Below are 17,659 nucleotides of genomic sequence, written 5' to 3'. Positions count from 1 at the left end.
TGTCAGTACATGCCGCCGAGCAGCCGCCCGAGGACCTGCAGGTCCACGACGTTGGGCTGCGGGCCGGAGGCCAGGAAGTGCTTGGCTTCGCGGACGAAACGGGCCGCGTTGGCAACGTTCACCACGTTCGAGCCGTCCGGTTCAGTGCTGCGGGCGTAATCGATGACCGGCTCAAAGAGGTTGCCGGTGTTGCTGTGCACGCAGACCCACGCCGTCACATTGCACTCGGGGAAGAGTTCCTGCAAGTGGCGCGTGGCCGGAATCAGCTGCGGGGGAGCGGCCACCTTGCTGCCGTGCACCAGCATGCTCCCGTCCCAGCGGAAAGCGCCGTCGGGCACCAGCATGGAGCCGATGACGGCGATCCGGTAGCCGGAAACCAGTACGTGGTCCAGGTAGCCGTTGGTGGCGGGGGCGGCGAGCCCGTTGATGAGCCTGGCCGCCGGGATGCCCGGGAGCACCTGCTGCATGATCAGCTGGGCCGTGCGGGCCTCGCGCGCCAGCCTCGAGGACGCGCCGAACACGCCTCGTTTCCGGGGCGCCCCGTGGACCGGCTGGGCGGCCGTGGCCCGCGGCAGGATGGGCACTTCGCCGACGGCCAGCGAGTCATAGGCGGGCACATACATGGCCGCATCGCCAGCGGTGTTGCGGGCCCGGTGCGGGCGGCGTGTGGAAAAGGTGCCGTTGAATCCGTTGGCGGTGGAGGGTCCGCCCTGGCTGTTCCTGGACGGCGTTCCGTTTCCGGAGGCCTGGCCGGCCGGTGCCGCGTACGACCTGTCATAGCGCAGCCGCTGCGCCGGGTTGCCGAGGACCTCGTACGCCTCGGTGACCTTGCGGAACAGGGCCGGATCGCCTCCGTGGTCCGGATGTGAAATCCGTGCGGCCTTCCGGTAGGCGATCTTGATTTCGCGTTCCGACGCGGTGCTGGGGACGCCCAGGACCTGGTAGTGCGTGAGGAACTTCTCGCTCACCGGTGCCCTTTCGCGTGCCTGGTCAGATCAACCTCCATTCTAGTCGCCAATCCTCAGCTGCCCGGGCGGAGGTAGCGCAGGAACAGCATGGACCCGGACTTGAGGATGTGCGCCAGCTCCAGGTCCTGCGGTTTTGCGGGCGCGGTGCCCGGCAGTACGTCGGCAATGCGCTTGGCCGTGCCGCCCACCAGCAGCGGCGACACCGTCACCGAGAGCTCGTCGACCCGGCCGGCCGCCTGGAACGTGCCCAGCAGGGTGGGGCCGCCCTCGGAGTGGATGCGGTGCAGTCCCCGCCGGGCCAGTTCGGCCACAAGGACGTCAACATCCAAGGTTTCCCGGCCCGCCAGTACGACGTCGGCCACCTCGCCGAGGGCTTCCCGGCGGTCCGCGGGAGCCGACCCCACGGTGACGACCAGCGGACGGACGGGGGCCTTGGTGAAGACGTCCAGGGCCGGATCCAGGTTGAGCGTGCCTGAGACGATGGCGAGCGGCGGGTGCGCGGGCAGCCCGCGTTCCGTGCGCCAGCGGCGGGCCTCCTCGCTGAGCAGGTCGCCGCCGTAGCCTTCGACCCGTACGGTCCGTGCGCCGACCAGGATGACGTCCGCGGTGCGGCGCATGAGCTGGAACAGGTGCTGGTCGGCGGCGTTGCCCAACTTGCCGGAGCGGCCCTCCACGGTGGCCGCGCCATCGGCGCTGGAGACAAAGTTGAAGCTGATCCAGCTGCCCCCGGTCGGCACGGTGGAATTTTCGCGCAGCAGTTCAGCATCCAGGTCGTTGCCCGACAGGGCCGGTGTTGCCGGGAAAATCCGCTCAATCATGGGGTGTCCTTGGTTCGTGGGATGGTCGGGGTGGCGCGGTCAGGGCGTGCGCCGGCCCGCCGTCTCATTGGCGTCACCCATGTTGTGCAGGAGGTAGGCAGGCTGCCGCCAGCCCAGTACGGCCTCGGTCATGTGGATGGCGGAGGCGGCCGAGGCCACGTTGTGCATGCGCAAAATTCGGGCGCCGCCCAGGATGGCGACCACGCCCGAGGCCAGGGAGCCCTCGAGCCGTTCGGCCTTGTCCTGGTTGAGCGTTTCGCCAATGAAGTCCTTGTTGGAGACGGCCGCGAGGGCCGGGAAGCCGAGCGCCGCGATCTCGTTGAAGCGCCGCGTCAGCTCCAGGGTGTGCAGCGTGTTCTTGTTCAGGTCGTGTCCGGGGTCGACGATGATTTTGTCCGCTGGGACGCCCAGCGACAGGGCCAGCTCCACCTTGTCTTGCAAGAAGGCCACCACCTCGGTGACCACGTCCGCATAGGTGGGGCGCGGGTGGACAGTGCGGGGACGGGCGAGTGAATGCGTGATGATCAGGTGGGCGCCGGTCTCCGCGACCACGGAAGCCAGCTCCGGGTTGGCCAGCCCGGTGGTGTCGTTGACGACATGGGCGCCGGCGGCGATGCTGCGGGCCGCCACCTCCGGCAAGAAGGTGTCCACGGAGATGATGACGTCGCTCGCAGCGGACACGGCCTCCACCACCGGGACCACCCGCCCGCACTCTTCCTGCGCGCTCAGCGCCGGCCCCGGCGCAAAGGGGACGCCCCCAATGTCGACCCAGTCGGCGCCGTCGTCCACGGCCGCCAGGGACGCGGCCACGGCCGCGTCCAGCGCAAAGGTGGCTCCGCCGTCGTAAAAGGAGTCCGGGGTCCGGTTCACGATGGCCATGAGCGCCACCTGCCGGCTGAAATCCAGTGTCCGAGAGCCGAACCGGCGCACCGGGTGGAGCAGCGGCGGGGTGAAAAACGGCGCCGCCGTCCCGGCGCCCGCGGAACGGGCGGTGTGGGCCGGCTGCAGCGTTGTCATCCGCTCCATCAAATGTCCCCGAGCGGCGTTTGCGGGTCAGCCAGCTTTGCCGTGTCGACGGTGCGCCGTGAGCTGATGAGGTCCTTGATGGCGTCCTGGACGTCCCAGATGTTCACGTTCATGCCGGCCACCACGCGGCCCTCCAGCACCCAGAAGGCGATGAACTCGCGCTTTTCCAGGCTGCCGCGGACCACCAGTTCGGCGTCCTTGGTCAGCGCGCCGAAGCCGGAGTACTCCATGCCGAGGTCGAACTGGTCGGTGTAGAAGTACGGGATGTCGTCGAGCACGGCGTCCCGGCCCAGCATGGACCTGGCCGCCACCTTGCCGCTGGCGATGGCGTTGGCCCAGTGCTCGGAGCGGGCGTAGGCGTTGGTCACGGGGTGCAGGGAGTTGGCGACGTCGCCGGCGGCAAAGATGTCCGGGTCCGAGGTGGCCAGGCTGCCCGAAACCTGGATGCCGTTGCTGATGGTGAGCCCGGCGTCCTTGGCCAGGACGGTGTTGGGGACCACTCCGACGGCGACAATCACCAGGTCCGCCGGCAGCACCTCACCGGTGGTCGTGACCACTTCGGTGACATGGCCGCCGTCGCCCTTGATTTCCTTGGCGCTGGAGGGGAGCACGAACTTCACGCCGGCCTCCTCGTGGCGGGAGGCGAACACGCGGCCCAGCTCGTTGCCGATGGCGACGGACAGCGGCACGTCCTCCAGGCCCAGCAGGGCCACGTTGTTGCCGAGCTCGGTGGCGGTGGCGGCAATTTCCATGCCGATCCAGCCGGAGCCGATCATGACCAGGTTGTGGCCGCCGGCGGAGAGCAGTTCCTTCATGGCGACACTGTCGGCCTTGGTGCGGAAGTAGTGCACGCCGTCCAGGTCGACGCCGGGGAACGGGATGACGCGCGGGGAGGCGCCGGTGGCGATGAGCAGCTTGGCATAGGGGAGCACGGTTCCGTCGGACAGCGTGACGGTGTGGGCGGCGGGATCCACGGCGGTGGCCGCGGTGCCCGTCAGGACCGTCACGTTGTTCTCGGGATACCAGCTGGCGGGGTAGGGCAGGAGTGCGTCGTCGCCTTCCTTGCCGGCCAGGAATCCCTTGGACAGCGGCGGGCGCTGGTAGGGGGTTTCCGGCTCATCGGCGACAATGGTCACCGGGCCCTGCCACCCTTCCGTGCGCAGCGTTTCCGCCGCCGTGGCGCCGGTGAGGCCGCCGCCGATGATGACCATCCCGGTTTCCGCCGGTGTGGCGGGACTGCTTGATTCACTCATGATCAAAACTCTTTCCGTGGAAGTGGATGCCTGTGACCAACGAAGGTGGCGGGCCGGCTACTGGGGGAACTGGTCACGCAGGGGTCCGGCGTCGGCCAGTTCCCCGGCGAAAACGGACGTGCGGGTCAGGGTGCCGGCGGTGTGGACGCCGCGCAGGGACATGCACATGTGCTCAGCCTCCATCACCACCCCGACGCCGCGTGGTGACAGCGTCTCCTCCAGCCAGTCTGCCACCTGTTGGGTCAGGCGTTCCTGGACCTGGAGGTCCCGGGAGAAAAGCTCCACGCCGCGGGCCAGCTTGGACAGGCCGAACAGGCGCTCGCCGGGCAGGTAGCCCACGTGGGCCACGCCGCGGAAGGGCAGCAGGTGGTGCTGGCACAGCGAGTGGAAGGGGATGTCCTTGACCAGGACCAGGCCGGCGTAGCCTTCATCGTTGGGGAACGTGGTCCAGTTGGTCTGGCGGGGCGTGAGCATTTCCGCGTAGGCGGCCGCGACACGCCGGGGCGTGTCCAGAAGATGGGGGTCGTTGACGTCGCGGCCCAGGGCGCGCAGGAAGGCGGCAATGGCAGCTTGTGCGGCCGGAAGGTCAATGGCCGCGGGGACGTCCAGCGCGGGGTCCTCAAAGGCGAGGAGCTCGGGGAGGGTGGCACTTGAGATCGACATGTGCTCTTCCTTTCTAAAGCTTGTATTCTTGACTTTAGAAGCGCAGACTCGAAGCGTCAAGTAAGAATGAAACAAAGCAACATCCTTTACCAGCGATATTGAAGGCAAGCAGTCATGAATCCAACCCAGCAGCAGGCGTCCCTGAGCGAGGCGGAGCGGCTCACTGCCGTGGCGTCCCTCGGCGATCCGGTCCGCAAGAGGCTGTTCGAGCTGCTGCGCGGGAGCCCGCACGCCCTGAGCCGGGACGACTGCGCGGAGGCGCTCGGGCTGCCCAGGAGCACCATCAGGGCGCAGCTGGACCGGCTCGCGGCGGACGGCCTGCTGCTGGTGGAATTCCGCAAGGTGGGGGACCGCACGGGACCCGGATCCGGACGGCCCACCAAGTTGTATACGGTGGCCGTGGGCGAGGTGGCGGCCTCCGTTCCCGCCCGGCACTATGACCTCGCCGCCGAACTGCTCGCCGCGGCCGTCCAGCGCTCCATCGACTCCTCGGTGGATGTTGGGGACGCCCTCGCCGAGGTGGCGTTCGACGCCGGAAAACGCCTGGGTGCCGACGCCGGCACCATCCACCAGCTGCTTGCCGACACCGGCTACGACCCACAGCCCGACGGCGCGGGCGGGACCATCATGGCCAACTGCCCGTTCCACAAGCTCTCCCAGGAACACACCGGCGTGGTGTGCCAGCTCAACGGCTCGCTGCTCAACGGCATCCTGGTGGGCTGCGGGGACGGGAACCACAGCATTGAGCCGGACGCCGAGCTGTCCCACTGCTGCGCCAGGATCGTGCCCGTCCGGTGACTGGGACCGGCGGGCGGGCGGCCCCGGTGGTCGAGCCGAGACCCGGACCCGGGTGAATGAGCCGTGCCCGGCACGTAGTCTGGGGCCATGGAGCTAGTGGGAAGCAGCCCGGGCCAGTGGATCGCCGACGCCTTGGCCCCCTATCACTCACGCGGACGAAGGGCGACGCTGGGATCCACCGTGGCAGGCACGGTTCCCGAGTGCTTCGAAGCCCATGCGCGAATTTTGCATCGCGTGGACAACTACCCGGGTGAGCCGCGGCGGTGGGCCGATGTGGCTGCGGCCAACGGCAAGGCGATCCACCCGGCGGTTCAGTTCGCGACAATTGCCGGGACGGGTGTCGGCGAAGGAGCAATGCTCGAGGGACGGTTGCTCGCCCCTCCCCGGGAGGGTGAACTTGACGGCGGCCAGCTGTGCACCCTGGCCGGAATCCTGTCCGGGCTCACAGGAACACCCGGGGAGGTCTTCCTGGCCGTCTGGAATGGCTGGGGCTGGCTCAACGGAGGCAGCAGCGTGAGTGTGTCACTCGTCGAAGGCAGCAGTCCAGGCGCGTCCTTCCCTGGCGGCGGCCAGGGGATTGACAGCGACAACCTTGCACTCCTGCAGCAGGCATGGGGGCAGGCCATGGAGCACGCCCGGTTGAGTCAAGCCCCGGCCCCGGCCGCTGCGGGCCAGACGCTCGACGTCGCCGGCGGATTCCGTGAGTATCTGGTGTTCCGCGGCACTGCCCACAACCTGGCCACGCCGCCATGGACGGCTGCCTACCCCGGCGCCGACTCCCAATCACCAAACCTGGCCTGGCCCGCCGACCACGCCTGGTGCGTGGCAACGGAGATCGACTTTGATTCCACCCTGGTGGGCGGGACGGCGGAGGCGATTTCCGCCGTCGTCAATTCACCGGAGCTGGAGGCGTTGGACGTCTCACCCGGCACCCGGCTGGACTGGAAGGCGGACACCATCAACCGGGCGGGAAGCCACTGACCGTGCCGCCCATCGGGCCAGACCACTGCAAATCGCAGTTTAAGCAATTCCAGCGGCCGCCGGGGCACGGCGGCCGCTGGAATTTGCTTGCCCGGGTCCTACAGGACGGCCTGGAGGGCGTCGGTGATGCCCTCGCCGTAGTAGCTGTTGTCACGCAGCGTGCCAACACAGCTGGAGCCGGCCGGCGTCGCGGACGGCATGCAGATGTGGTCCTCGGCCTGCTTTTGCAGTTGCGAGATCAGCTGCTTCGGCTTCCAGCCGGGGTGCTCGGACTTCATCAGGGCGAGCACGCCTGCCACGTGGGGCGAAGCCATGGACGTGCCGCTCAGCAGGCCGTAGCTGTTGTTGGGCAGCGTGGACAGGATCCGTGAACCGGGTGCTGCCACGTCAATCACGTTCAGGCCGCGGTTGGAGAAGGACGACAGCTTGCCGGCCTGGTCCGTGGAGGCCACGGTCACCACCCCGTCCAGCTCCGTGGGCATGTCCTTGCACCCGTTGTTGATCTGGCGCTCAATCCCGGTGGCGTCGTTCGGGCTGACGTTGTCGGTGGTCTTGTTGGCCAGGTCGTAGGAGGCGTTGCCGGCGGCTGCAGCGTGCACCACGCCCTTGTCCGTGGACCAGTTGACGGCGCGTTCGACGGCGGTGCGCACGGCCAGCTGGTCCGGCTGGTCGTCGCACCAGAACTGCACGGGGTCAATGTAGTAGCTGTTGTTCGTGACATCCATGCCCTTCATGCCGGCCCACATGAAGCCGCAGATGGCGTATTCGGGATAGATCGAACCGGCGTCGTTGACCACCTTGACGGAGGCCATGCGCACGTTGGGTGCCACGCCGACGATGCCCACGCCGTTGCGGGCGGCGCCAATGATGCCCGCCACGTGGGTGCCGTGGTAGGACGTGGTGGGGTTCCAGCCCGTCGGGGAGGTGTCCGGACGTCCGGCGTCGGTGCAGTTCACGGAGTTGGCCACGTCGATGTTGGCCTTGAGGTCGGGGTGGTTCGGGTCGATCCCGCTGTCCAGGACGCCGACCAGGACCTTACGTGACCCGTCGGTGAGCTGGTGGGCCTGGTCCGCCTTGATCTGGGTCAGGTTCCACTGCTCGGTTTCCCGGGGATCCAGGGCAACGCCGTCGAACGTGGCATCGCCATAAAGGAGGTCCGAGTTGGCCAGCTGCTTGCTGCGCAGCTGGGGCGCCTTCTGCCACGGCGTCGAAATGCCGTCCGGGGTGCCCTCGGCCACCGCGATGGTGCGGGTGGCGCCCACGGATTCCACGGAGGACTTTCCGTACTTGAGGACGTCCGCGCGGAAGCTGGCGCGCTCTGACTGGACAACGACGACGCCGATCTCCGGCCACTGCTGGACGGCGACGCCGCCGGCGGCTTCAATGGCCAGCACCACGTCCTTGGTCTTGTTGGCGTTGGCGGCCTTGGCATTGACCACGTAGCTCATGAGCTCGCCGTCGGCTGCGGGAAAGTTGATGGGCGTGGACTGCTGGCCGGGCGGCGCCGCCATGGCGCTGCCGCTGAGCAGGGTGGACGCGGCGACCGCAACCGCGCAAAAGGCGGCCGCCGTCGTTCGGCGGAATAATGCTGTCTTCATGGTTTTAATCCCCCAAAGGATTGGTGTGTGATGTCGAACACCTGCGATCCTGCCATCAGCGGCAGACCTTGACAACCTTGACAGATGGACGACCATGTTGACGTCGAATGTTTGCTCCGTAAAGGGGGCCGCCGGGCGGATGCCGTAGAATTGTCCGGTGCCCGTGTATCTAGACCACGCGGCGACCACGCCCATTTCGGCCCCGGCCCTCGCCGCACTTACCAACATCATCAGCCGCAGCGGCAACCCCTCCTCGCTGCACGGCGCGGGACGGCGCGCCCGCGCCACCGTCGAACAGTCGCGCGAAATCCTTGCCAAGGCCGCCGGCGCGCACCCCACCGAGGTCATCTTTACCTCGGGCGGCACCGAGGCGGACAACCTGGCCGTCAAGGGCCTGTTCTGGTCCCGCCGCGACGCCGATCCGCGCCGGACCCGCATCCTGGTCTCCGCCGTCGAACACGCCGCCGTGCAGGACACCGTGGAATGGCTGGCAACGAGTGAAGGTGCCGAGGCCGTCTGGCTGCCCGTCGATGAAACCGGGACCCTTGACCTGGAAGCCCTCAAAAGGGAACTGGACGACGGCGGGGCCGACTCCGTGGCGCTGGTCACCTGCATGTGGGCCAACAACGAGGTGGGCACCATCCAGCCCATCGCCGACGTCGTTGCGCTCGCAGCCCCCCACGGCATCCCCGTCCATTCCGACGCCGTGCAGGCCTTCGGCTCCGTGCCGCTGAACTTCAAGGCGTCAGGACTGGCGGCCATGTCCATCAGCGGGCACAAGATCGGCGGACCCGTGGGCGTCGGGGCGCTGCTGCTGGGCCGCGCCGTCACGCTGACCCCCGTCCAGCACGGCGGCGGGCAGGAGCGCAGCGTCCGCTCGGGCACCCTGGACACCGCCGGCATCGCGGCGTTTGCCGCCGCCGCGCAGGACGTCACCGAAAACTTGGCAGCGGAAAGCGCGCGGATCGCCGGGCTGCGGGACGCGATCATCGCGGCCGTCCGTTCGGCTGTGCCGGAGGCGGTGCTGCGCGGCACGGATCCCGCCGTCAACCCCTCCGGCAGGCTCCCCGGCAACGCGCACTTCACCTTCCCCGGCTGCGAGGGCGACTCCCTGCTGTTCCTGCTGGACATGGCCGGCATCGAGTCCTCCACCGGCTCCGCCTGCACGGCGGGCGTCCCGCGGCCCTCCCACGTCCTGCTGGCCATGGGCCTGGACGAGGACACGGCACGTGGCGCACAACGCTTCAGCCTCGGGCATACATCGACCCCGGCGGACGTTGACGCCTTTGTGGCCGCGCTGCCGCAGGCCCACGCACGCGCAAAACAGGCAGGCATGGCGGGGCATCAATCGTCGATCCAAACGGCGAGCACAATCCGGTGATCGAGCTTGTCGAGATCCAGCTTGTCGAAACCAAGCCGGTGGTTGAGCTTGTTCGCCGGTGGTCGAGCTTGTCGAGACCCAAGACCGGTCGGGATCCAAGAACTGTGAAAGGTACGTAATGCGAGTATTGGCCGCCATGAGTGGCGGGGTTGACTCCGCCGTCGCCGCCGCCCGCGCTGTCGAGGCCGGGCACGACGTCGTCGGCGTCCACCTGGCGCTCTCCCGGATGCCGGGCACCCTCCGCACGGGCAGCCGCGGCTGCTGCACCGTGGAGGACTCCAACGACGCCTGGCGCGCCTGCGACCTGCTCGGCATCCCGTACTACGTCTGGGACTTCTCCGAGCGGTTCAAGGAGGACGTGGTCCAGGACTTCATCGACGAATACGCCGCCGGCCGCACCCCCAACCCGTGCATGCGCTGCAACGAGCGCATCAAGTTCGCCGCGCTGCTGGAAAAGGCCATCGCGCTCGGCTTCGACGCCGTCTGCACCGGCCACTACGCCAAGGTCATCACGGACGCGGACGGCAACCCGGAGCTGCACCGCGCCGCCGACTGGGCCAAGGACCAGAGCTACGTGCTCGGCGTGCTGACGCATGAGCAGCTCAAGCACTCCATGTTCCCGCTGGCGGACACCCCGTCCAAGGCCGAGGTGCGCGCCGAGGCCGAGCGCCGCGGCCTGTCGGTGGCCAAGAAGCCGGACAGCCACGACATCTGCTTCATCTCCGACGGGGACACCGCCGGCTGGCTGGCCGAGAAGATCCAGATGACCCCGGGCGACATCGTCGACGAGACCGGCACCACGGTGGGCGGCCACGGCGGCGCCAACCAGTTCACGGTGGGCCAGCGCCGCGGCCTGAAGCTGGGCACCCCCGCCGCCGACGGCAAGCCGCGCTTTGTGCTGGAAATCCGGCCCAAGGAAAACAAGGTCGTGGTCGGCCCGCACGCGCTGCTGGCCATCGACGAGCTCAAGGGGATCAAGGTCTCCTGGGCCGGGCTGCCCATCGCCGAGGTGGCCACTGGCGGGGAGTTTGACTGCCACGCCCAGGTCCGCGCCCACGGCGACCCCGTGCCCGCCCATGCCCGTGTCACCGAGGTCATGGACGACGGCGTTTCCCGCCAGTCCCTGACCGTCACCCTGGGCGAGCCGCTGCGCGGCGTGGCACCCGGGCAGACCGTGGTCCTGTACCAGGGCACCCGCGTGCTGGGCCAGGCGACGATTGATTCGGCCCGCTCGCTGGCGCGCCCGGAGCTGCCGTAGGACCCGCATGACCCCAAGCTGGCGTAAGCTTCCGTAGAAGGTGACTTTGCTCACGGAAGGTAGCCGCCATGCCCCCGCATTTAATCCCGAACCCTCTGCAACTGCTCGAACGAGCGCTGGACCAGTGTGGGGAGGTGATTCAGGCAATCTCCGCCAGCCAGGCCGAATGGCCCACTCCATGTGCCGAATGGACGGTCCAGGACCTGCTGCATCACCTGGTGGTCCAGGACCTGCACAACTACACCGTCATGGCGCGGGGCAACAACATTGATCCACAGGCTGCCCATGCCACCGTGGGCGCGGACTGGTCCACCAGGTTTGCCGACGGCGCCGCGATGCTCATGCGCGCCTGGGCCGTGGCCGACCTCAGCAGCCAGGTGGCGCTGCCCGGCGGCGGTGAAGCTCCCCTGCGCAGCAGGGTCGGCCTGCAGATCGCCGAGTTCACCGTGCATTCCTGGGACCTGGCCAAGGCCACCGGCGTGCCCGTGATCCTTGACCCGGCGCTGGCTGACCAGTCCCTTGCCTGGTCGCAGCGCGTGATGAAGGCCGACTACCGCGGCCCGGACAAGCCCATCGGCCACGAGGTGCGCGTGCCGCTCAATGCGGACAACTATGCGCGCCTTGCCGGGTGGTTCGGGCGCAACCCGCTGTTTGCGCCCGGCCCCAAAGCGGCGTCCCTGAAATAACCTTCTGGTTGCAACTTTGCCGTGCATGCAAGGTCCACGGCATAAGTCTGGTAGAAAGTAAACATAAGGCACGTGGGCCAGGTCACACAACGTAGTGTGGCCTGTTTCATGAGCAGGCACTACAGAAAGTTTGCTGATGGCTAAGAATAAATTTGGACTGCGGTCGGTGGTCGCCGTCGCCGGCGTCTCCCTGCTGGCTTTGACAGCATGCACTGGCCCCGCCGGCGGGGGCGGCAGCACCCAGGGTGGCGGCGCCGCGGGCGGTCCGATCGTGGTGGGAACCACGGACAAGGTCACCTTCCTTGATCCGGCCGGGTCCTACGACAACGGGTCTTTCATGGTCATGAACCAGATCTACCCCTTCCTCCTTAACTCGTCTCCGGGCAGTGCCGACCCCAAGCCGGACATGGCCGTCTCGGCGTCGTTCACCTCGCCCACCGAATACACCGTCAAGCTCAAGCCGGGCATGAAGTGGGCCAACGGCACGGCGCTGGACTCCAAGGACGTGAAGTTCTCCTTCGACCGGATGCTGAAGATCAATGACGCCAACGGGCCCGCGACGCTCCTGGGAAACCTGGAAAGTGTGAGCGCCCCGGACGCCACCACCGTCGTGTTCAAGCTCAAGCTCGGCAACGACCAGACGTTCCCGCAGGTGCTGACCAGCCCGGCCGGGCCCATCGTGGACGACACGGTGTTCAGCCCCACCAAGGTCACCGACGACGACACCATCATCAAGGGCAAGTCCTTCGCCGGCCAGTACTCCATTGACACCTACAAGAAGAACGAGCTCATCGCGTTCAAGAAGAACCCCGACTACCAGGGCCTGCTGGGCCCCGCCAAGTCCGACGCGGTGACCCTGAAGTACTACGCCGACTCCACGAACATGAAGCTGGACGTGCAAAAGGGCAACATCGACGTCGCCTGGCGCAGCCTGACGGCCACCGACATCGACAGCCTGAAATCGGACAAGACGGTTCGGGTGGACATCGGACCCGGCGGGGAAATCCGCTACATTGTCTTCAACTTCGACACCATGCCGTTTGGCGCCAAGACCGCCACGCCGGACGCAGCCAAGGCACTCGCTGTCCGCCAGGCCATGGCGGACAGCATTGACCGCAAGGCCATTGCCGACCAGGTATACAAGGGCACGTACCTTCCCCTGTACTCGTTCGTTCCGCAGGGATTCACCGGCGCCATCGAGCCGCTGAAGAAGGACTACGGCGACGGCAACGGCGCACCGGATGTGGACAAGGCGAAGAAGGTCCTGTCGGACGCCGGCGTGACGGGTCCGGTCACCCTGGACCTGCAGTACAACCCGGACCACTACGGGTCCTCCTCAGGCGACGAGTACGCGGCCATCAAGTCCCAGCTGGAAGCCACCGGCCTGTTCAAGGTCAACCTGCAGTCCACCGAGTGGGTGTCCTACTCAAAGCAGCGCACCGCCAACGGCGGCGCCTATCCGCTGTACCAGCTCGGCTGGTTCCCGGACTACTCGGACGCGGACAACTACCTGACGCCGTTCTTCAGCCAGGACAACTTCCTGAAGAACCATTACAGCAACGACGCCATCCAAAAGTTGATCAGCGAGCAGCTGGTCACCAACGACAAGGCAAAGCGCACCTCGATCATCGAGCAGATCCAGACGGACGAGGCCAAGGACCTCTCCACGCTGCCGCTGCTGCAGGGAGCCCAGGTGGCCGTGTCCAACGTGAAGGTGAAGGGCACCAAGGACACCCTTGATGCGTCGTTCAAGTTCCGTTTGGGCGTTTTGTCAAAGTAGGTCCCCGGACTTATCGAACGTGAAGCAACGAGAAGGCGGGGCCTCCAACGGAAGCCCCGCCTTCTCGCACGGCACCACACCGCACCATACTTTTGCACGATAGAAACAGGCACACATGACCGCAATGATTGACCTGCCGGAGGCGGAACCCGCCTCGCAGGCACCCGAACGGAAAAGCAAGGCCGGAGGCAGCCTGGGCAAATATCTGCTCGTCCGCTTCTTCTTGATTTTCCCCACCATCCTCATCCTCGTCACCATGGTCTTCTTCCTGATGCGCCTGACCGGCGACCCCATCACGGCGGCCCTGGGCGGCAGGCTCGCACCGGACCAACTGGCACAGCGCATCCACGAGGCCGGCTACGACCGTCCCATTTTCATCCAGTACTTTGAATACCTGGGCCAGATTGCCACCGGCAACTTCGGCCGCACCATCTCGGACAACCTGGCCATCTCCGACATGCTCGCCACCTACGGCACGGCCACGCTGGAACTGGCCATTAACTCCCTGATCGTGGCGCTGGCCATCGGCATTCCGCTCGGCATGCTGGCCGCCTCCAAGCGGGACAAGTACCAGGACGCCATCCTGCGCGTCCTGGCCATCTCTTTTTACGCCACCCCGGTGTTCTTTGCCGGGCTGCTGCTCAAGCTCATCTTTTCCATCTGGCTGGGCTGGTTCCCGGTGGCGGGGCGTGCCGGGACCTCGACCGAAATCGCCATGGCCGAACTGCAGGCGCCCACCGGAATCTACTGGCTGGACGCGCTGCGCAGCGGCAACATGGACGCGTTCTGGGACATCGTCCAGCACTCCGTGCTCCCCGCCGTCGCACTCGGGCTCCTCACCGCCGGCATCTTCCTGCGCCTGGTGCGCACCAACGTGATCGGCACGCTCAGCAAGGACTACGTGGAGGCCGGCCGGTCCCGCGGCGTCAGCGAGTACCGCCTGCTCACCAAGCACGCCTACAAGCCGGCGCTGATCCCCATCATCACGGTCATGGGCCTGCAGATCGCCCTGCTCCTGGGCGGCGCGGTCCTGACCGAAACCACCTTCGAGTGGAAGGGGCTGGGCTTCCAGCTGGCCCACTACCTCACGGCCCGCGACTTCGTCGCCGTCCAGGGCATCGTGGCCCTGCTCGCCGTGATAGTGGCCGTCACCAACTTCATCGTGGACGTTGTTGCCGCGCTGATCGACCCGAGGGTGAGGTACTAGGCCATGGAAAACAAAAAGTCCCTGTTCAGCCGCCTGCCCGTCATTTCCCAGCTGAGGAAGAGCGTGGGGCTGCAGCGCGGCATGCTCATTGCCGGCATCGCACTGACGGCCGCCTTCCTCCTGACCGCGGCGCTTGCACCGTTGATCTCCCCCTACGGCGCAACCCAGCGCTTCAACGACACCCAGGCGCCGCCGTCGGCCGCCCACATCTGGGGCACGACGGCGGGGGGCTACGACGTGTTTTCCCGCACCATCTGGGGGACCCAGACCGCGGTCCTCGTGATTGTGGTGGCCGTGGCGCTGTCCATCTTCATCGGCGTGATCCTCGGCCTGCTCTCCGGCTACCTTGGCGGCTGGCTGGACAGGATCCTGGTGGTGGTGGCGGACGCCATCTACGCGTTCCCCACGCTGCTGCTGGCCATGGTCATGTCGATCGCCATCAGCAAGGGCCAGTCCAACCTGTGGTCGGGCGTCTTCTCCGCGGCGATCTCCATCACCGTCGTCTTCATCCCGCAGTACTTCCGCGTGATCCGGGCCGAGACCATCCGGCTGAAGGCCGAGCCGTTTGTGGAATCCGCCATTGTGGTGGGCGCCTCCAGCGCGCGCATCATGGCCCGGCACATCTACAAGAACGCCACCCGGACGCTGCCGCTGATCTTCACGCTCAACGCGTCCGAAGCCATCCTGACCCTGGCAGGGCTCGGATTCCTTGGCTTCGGCATCGAGCCGTCGTCCGCCGCGGAATGGGGCTACGACCTCAACCATGCCCAGACCGACGCCGCCTCCGGCATCTGGTGGACCGGCGTGTTCCCCGGCGCCGCGATTGTGCTGACGGTGCTGGGGCTGACACTGCTGGGAGAGTCCATGAACGACCTCAACGACCCGAGGCTTCGCGGGCGCAAGCGAGCCGGGAAGAAAAAGAACGGCCCTACCAAGAATGAGGAGCTGGTGGACGCATGAGCCGCCTTGACAAGCAGGCACCCGTCGAGGGGCACGGGCTGCGGCCCGTCCTGGACGTCGATGACCTCAAGGTTACCTTTGCCACGGACGCCGGGGACGTGTTTGCCGTCAAGGATGTCTCCTTCACGGTGGCACCCGGGGAGATCGTGGCCATTGTGGGCGAATCCGGCTCCGGCAAGACCGTCACGGCCAAGGCGATCCTGGGCCTGCTACCGGAGACGGCGCAGAGCAGCGGCGCCGTGGTGATCAGCGGCAACGACGTCATCAGCGTCAGCCCGCGCCAGCTGCGGCAGATCCGCGGCCGGGACGTGGCCATGGTGTTCCAGGAGCCCTCCACGGCGTTGAACCCCGTGTACACGGTGGGCTGGCAGATCGCCGAGGGCCTGCGCGCGCACCGCCCCGAGGGCAGGCGGGTGGGCCGCAAGGAAGCCCGCGGGCTGGCCATCGACGCGCTGCGCAAGGTGGGCATCCCCGAACCCGAAAAACGGGTGGACTACTACCCCCACCAGTTCTCCGGCGGGCAGAAGCAGCGCGTGGTCATTGCCGCCGCGCTGGCGCTGAACCCGGGGCTGATCGTGGCAGACGAGCCCACCACCGCCCTCGACGTCACCGTCCAGGCCGAAATCCTGGAACTGCTCCGGGAGCTGCGCGACCAGTTCGGCACCTCCATCGTGCTCATCACCCACAACATGGGCGTGGTGGCCGACCTGGCAGACCGCGTAGTGGTCATGTTTCAGGGCGACGTGGTGGAGGAGGCGCCCTCCCAGGTGCTCTTTGACGCGCCGCGGGAGGAGTACACGCAAAAGCTCCTGGCCGCCGTGCCGCACCTGGGCCGCAACTCCGCCTCGGAGGGCTTCACGGAGCGGGCGTTCCAGGACAAGGACGTGCTGGTCCGCGCCACGGACCTGGAAATCGAGTACCCGGGGCGCCTCGGCAGCCCGGCCTTCCGTGCCGTGGACAAGGTCTCGTTCACCATCAGCGCCGGCGAGGTGTTCGGCCTGGTGGGGGAGTCCGGCTCCGGCAAGACCACCATCGGCCGGGCCATCGCCGGGCTCAACCGGACCACGGGCGGTTCGCTGAAGGTGCTCGGCTACGAGATGCGCAACTACCGGGAGCGCACCTTCCGGCCGTACCGCAAGGACATCGGCTTCGTGTTCCAGGACCCGGCCGCGTCCTTCAACCCGCACCTGACCATCGGCGAGTGCGTGGCCGAGCCGCTGCTCATCCACACTGACCTCTCCGGCGGCGCGGTCACCAGGAAGGTGGAGGAACTGCTGGAATCAGTCCAGCTGCCGCGGACTTACGCCAGGCGCTTCCCGCACGAGCTTTCCGGCGGGCAGCGGCAGCGCGCGTCGCTCGCCAGGGGCCTGGCCCTGAAGCCGAAGCTGCTGATCGCGGACGAGCCGACGTCGGCCCTGGACGTGTCGGTCCAGGCCAAGGTGCTGGAGCTTTTCCGCGAGATCCAGCTCGAGATGGGCTTCGCCGCCCTGTTCATCAGCCACGACCTCGCCGTCGTGGACATCCTGGCTGAATGGGTTGGGGTGCTCTACAAGGGCAGGATGGTGGAGCAGGGGATCGGGAACCGGATCATGGGCAACCCGCAGGAGGACTACACCAAACGGCTCCTGGCCTCGCTGCCGGTGCCGAACCCCGCCGAGCAGGCAGAGCGGCGGGCCGCCCACCAGGCCCTGCTGGCCCAGCGGTAGGTTTTTGACGGCGCCATCTTGGGTGGTGCGCCGGCGTGGACACAGGTTTTGTCCGCCCGGTGCACCACCTAAACTGTTTTCATGACCGAACCGAGCCACGCGCACCACCTCTCCGTCGAAGATTTCGACCCGGCCGCCAGTTCCCTCACCGGCTCCGTGGATCCGGCCGTCATGGCCGAGCTGCTCTCCATCCGCTCCAGCATCGACAACTTCGACGCGACACTGGTGTACCTGCTGGCGGAACGGTTCAAGGCCACCCAGCGGGTGGGCATCCTCAAGGCCGCCCATCACCTTCCCCCGGCCGACCCCACCCGTGAGAAGGCCCAGATCCAGCGCCTGCGGGCCCTGGCCGAGTCCGCCCACCTGGACCCCGCGTTTGCCGAGAAATTCCTGAACTTCATCATCAGCGAGGTCATCCACCACCACCAGGCCATCTCGGAAAGCCACTCCGCCGTGGCCGCCACCGGCGTGGTCCCCGTGGTCAGCCAGGACGGCCAGGGCTTTGTGGGCGCCCCGGACGCTTTACGGCGGCCGGACGACGGGCAGACGCACGACGGCGGCGCGAACCTGTAGTGG

General features: G+C 67.3%; 16 protein-coding genes. 10 read left to right on the top strand and 6 right to left on the bottom strand.

Annotated elements, in window-relative coordinates:
• Positions 1 to 2: 2 nt before the first annotated feature.
• From DMB86_RS16625 to folE, 5 genes are read right to left on the bottom strand one after another with little or no spacing between them, the layout of a single operon-like run.
• Positions 3 to 968, bottom strand: coding sequence for a J domain-containing protein (locus DMB86_RS16625; RefSeq protein ID WP_113718766.1), 966 nt, complete (start codon positions 966 to 968; stop codon positions 3 to 5).
• A 53-nt stretch (positions 969 to 1,021) separates the two neighbouring features.
• Positions 1,022 to 1,786, bottom strand: coding sequence for a pyrimidine reductase family protein (locus DMB86_RS16620; protein WP_113718765.1), 765 nt, complete (start codon positions 1,784 to 1,786; stop codon positions 1,022 to 1,024).
• A gap of 39 nt (positions 1,787 to 1,825) precedes the next feature.
• Positions 1,826 to 2,803 carry a dihydropteroate synthase gene (gene folP / locus DMB86_RS16615; RefSeq protein WP_113718764.1) on the bottom strand — a complete coding sequence of 326 codons (978 nt, stop codon included), beginning with the start codon at positions 2,801 to 2,803 and terminating at the stop codon, positions 1,826 to 1,828.
• An 8-nt stretch (positions 2,804 to 2,811) separates the two neighbouring features.
• The gene (locus DMB86_RS16610) at positions 2,812 to 4,065 is read right to left on the bottom strand and encodes an NAD(P)/FAD-dependent oxidoreductase (protein WP_227878447.1); all 1,254 of its coding nucleotides are present in this window, start codon (positions 4,063 to 4,065) and stop codon (positions 2,812 to 2,814) included.
• Between the two features lie 57 nt (positions 4,066 to 4,122).
• The gene (gene folE, locus DMB86_RS16605; protein WP_113718763.1) at positions 4,123 to 4,728 is read right to left on the bottom strand and encodes a GTP cyclohydrolase I; all 606 of its coding nucleotides are present in this window, start codon (positions 4,726 to 4,728) and stop codon (positions 4,123 to 4,125) included.
• A gap of 114 nt (positions 4,729 to 4,842) precedes the next feature.
• Between folE and DMB86_RS16600 the strand changes: the two genes are divergently transcribed.
• Both DMB86_RS16600 and DMB86_RS16595 read left to right on the top strand, forming a co-directional pair.
• The gene (locus tag DMB86_RS16600; protein WP_113718762.1) at positions 4,843 to 5,526 is read left to right on the top strand and encodes a helix-turn-helix transcriptional regulator; all 684 of its coding nucleotides are present in this window, start codon (positions 4,843 to 4,845) and stop codon (positions 5,524 to 5,526) included.
• Between the two features lie 87 nt (positions 5,527 to 5,613).
• Entirely contained in the window at positions 5,614 to 6,507 is an 894-nt protein-coding gene (locus DMB86_RS16595; RefSeq protein ID WP_171814532.1) for a hypothetical protein, read from the top strand.
• Between the two features lie 98 nt (positions 6,508 to 6,605).
• Here DMB86_RS16595 and DMB86_RS16590 read toward each other — a convergent pair whose 3' ends face one another.
• On the bottom strand, positions 6,606 to 8,105 hold the full coding sequence (locus tag DMB86_RS16590; RefSeq protein WP_113718760.1) for a S8 family serine peptidase: 1,500 nt from the start codon (positions 8,103 to 8,105) through the stop codon (positions 6,606 to 6,608).
• Between the two features lie 157 nt (positions 8,106 to 8,262).
• On the opposite strand from DMB86_RS16590, the gene DMB86_RS16585 reads away from it, so the two are divergent.
• The 8 genes from DMB86_RS16585 to DMB86_RS16550 all read left to right on the top strand — a co-directional run bounded on the left by DMB86_RS16585 (position 8,263) and on the right by DMB86_RS16550 (position 17,656).
• On the top strand, positions 8,263 to 9,486 hold the full coding sequence (locus DMB86_RS16585) for a cysteine desulfurase family protein (RefSeq protein WP_113718759.1): 1,224 nt from the start codon (positions 8,263 to 8,265) through the stop codon (positions 9,484 to 9,486).
• Positions 9,487 to 9,604: 118 nt separating this feature from the next.
• On the top strand, positions 9,605 to 10,744 hold the full coding sequence (gene mnmA, locus DMB86_RS16580; protein ID WP_113718758.1) for a tRNA 2-thiouridine(34) synthase MnmA: 1,140 nt from the start codon (positions 9,605 to 9,607) through the stop codon (positions 10,742 to 10,744).
• Between the two features lie 68 nt (positions 10,745 to 10,812).
• Positions 10,813 to 11,430, top strand: a complete 618-nt coding sequence (locus DMB86_RS16575) for a TIGR03086 family metal-binding protein (RefSeq protein ID WP_113718757.1) — start codon at positions 10,813 to 10,815, stop codon at positions 11,428 to 11,430.
• Positions 11,431 to 11,566: 136 nt separating this feature from the next.
• Positions 11,567 to 13,210: an ABC transporter substrate-binding protein gene (locus DMB86_RS16570; RefSeq protein ID WP_113718756.1), complete on the top strand. Its 1,644-nt coding sequence runs from the start codon at positions 11,567 to 11,569 to the stop codon at positions 13,208 to 13,210.
• A gap of 124 nt (positions 13,211 to 13,334) precedes the next feature.
• Positions 13,335 to 14,417, top strand: coding sequence for an ABC transporter permease (locus tag DMB86_RS16565; protein WP_227878777.1), 1,083 nt, complete (start codon positions 13,335 to 13,337; stop codon positions 14,415 to 14,417).
• 3 nt (positions 14,418 to 14,420) lie between these two features.
• Positions 14,421 to 15,377, top strand: coding sequence for an ABC transporter permease (locus DMB86_RS16560; protein ID WP_113718754.1), 957 nt, complete (start codon positions 14,421 to 14,423; stop codon positions 15,375 to 15,377).
• Entirely contained in the window at positions 15,374 to 17,083 is a 1,710-nt protein-coding gene (locus DMB86_RS16555) for a dipeptide ABC transporter ATP-binding protein (RefSeq protein WP_113718753.1), read from the top strand. Before DMB86_RS16560 ends, DMB86_RS16555 begins: the two co-directional genes overlap by 4 nt.
• Before the next feature lie 81 nt (positions 17,084 to 17,164).
• Positions 17,165 to 17,656 carry a chorismate mutase gene (locus DMB86_RS16550; protein ID WP_113718752.1) on the top strand — a complete coding sequence of 164 codons (492 nt, stop codon included), beginning with the start codon at positions 17,165 to 17,167 and terminating at the stop codon, positions 17,654 to 17,656.
• Positions 17,657 to 17,659: the final 3 nt, after the last annotated feature.

Source organism: Arthrobacter dokdonellae (genome assembly GCF_003268655.1).
Classification (GTDB): Bacteria; Actinomycetota; Actinomycetes; order Actinomycetales; family Micrococcaceae; genus Specibacter; species Specibacter dokdonellae.
Note: the sequence above shows the minus strand (reverse complement) of the source record. Positions and strands in the feature narration are given on the sequence as shown.

Excerpts from the sequence above, each read along its gene's own strand:
- DMB86_RS16620 (WP_113718765.1), bottom strand. The coding sequence starts at position 1,786 with ATGATTGAGCGGATTTTCCCGGCAACACCGGCCCTGTCGGGCAACGAC.
- folP (WP_113718764.1), bottom strand. The coding sequence starts at position 2,803 with ATGACAACGCTGCAGCCGGCCCACACCGCCCGTTCCGCGGGCGCCGGG.
- DMB86_RS16610 (WP_227878447.1), bottom strand. The coding sequence starts at position 4,065 with ATGAGTGAATCAAGCAGTCCCGCCACACCGGCGGAAACCGGGATGGTC.
- folE (WP_113718763.1), bottom strand. The coding sequence starts at position 4,728 with ATGTCGATCTCAAGTGCCACCCTCCCCGAGCTCCTCGCCTTTGAGGAC.
- DMB86_RS16600 (WP_113718762.1), top strand. The coding sequence starts at position 4,843 with ATGAATCCAACCCAGCAGCAGGCGTCCCTGAGCGAGGCGGAGCGGCTC.
- DMB86_RS16595 (WP_171814532.1), top strand. The coding sequence starts at position 5,614 with ATGGAGCTAGTGGGAAGCAGCCCGGGCCAGTGGATCGCCGACGCCTTG.
- DMB86_RS16590 (WP_113718760.1), bottom strand. The coding sequence starts at position 8,105 with ATGAAGACAGCATTATTCCGCCGAACGACGGCGGCCGCCTTTTGCGCG.
- mnmA (WP_113718758.1), top strand. The coding sequence starts at position 9,605 with ATGCGAGTATTGGCCGCCATGAGTGGCGGGGTTGACTCCGCCGTCGCC.
- DMB86_RS16575 (WP_113718757.1), top strand. The coding sequence starts at position 10,813 with ATGCCCCCGCATTTAATCCCGAACCCTCTGCAACTGCTCGAACGAGCG.
- DMB86_RS16570 (WP_113718756.1), top strand. The coding sequence starts at position 11,567 with ATGGCTAAGAATAAATTTGGACTGCGGTCGGTGGTCGCCGTCGCCGGC.
- DMB86_RS16565 (WP_227878777.1), top strand. The coding sequence starts at position 13,335 with ATGATTGACCTGCCGGAGGCGGAACCCGCCTCGCAGGCACCCGAACGG.
- DMB86_RS16560 (WP_113718754.1), top strand. The coding sequence starts at position 14,421 with ATGGAAAACAAAAAGTCCCTGTTCAGCCGCCTGCCCGTCATTTCCCAG.
- DMB86_RS16555 (WP_113718753.1), top strand. The coding sequence starts at position 15,374 with ATGAGCCGCCTTGACAAGCAGGCACCCGTCGAGGGGCACGGGCTGCGG.
- DMB86_RS16550 (WP_113718752.1), top strand. The coding sequence starts at position 17,165 with ATGACCGAACCGAGCCACGCGCACCACCTCTCCGTCGAAGATTTCGAC.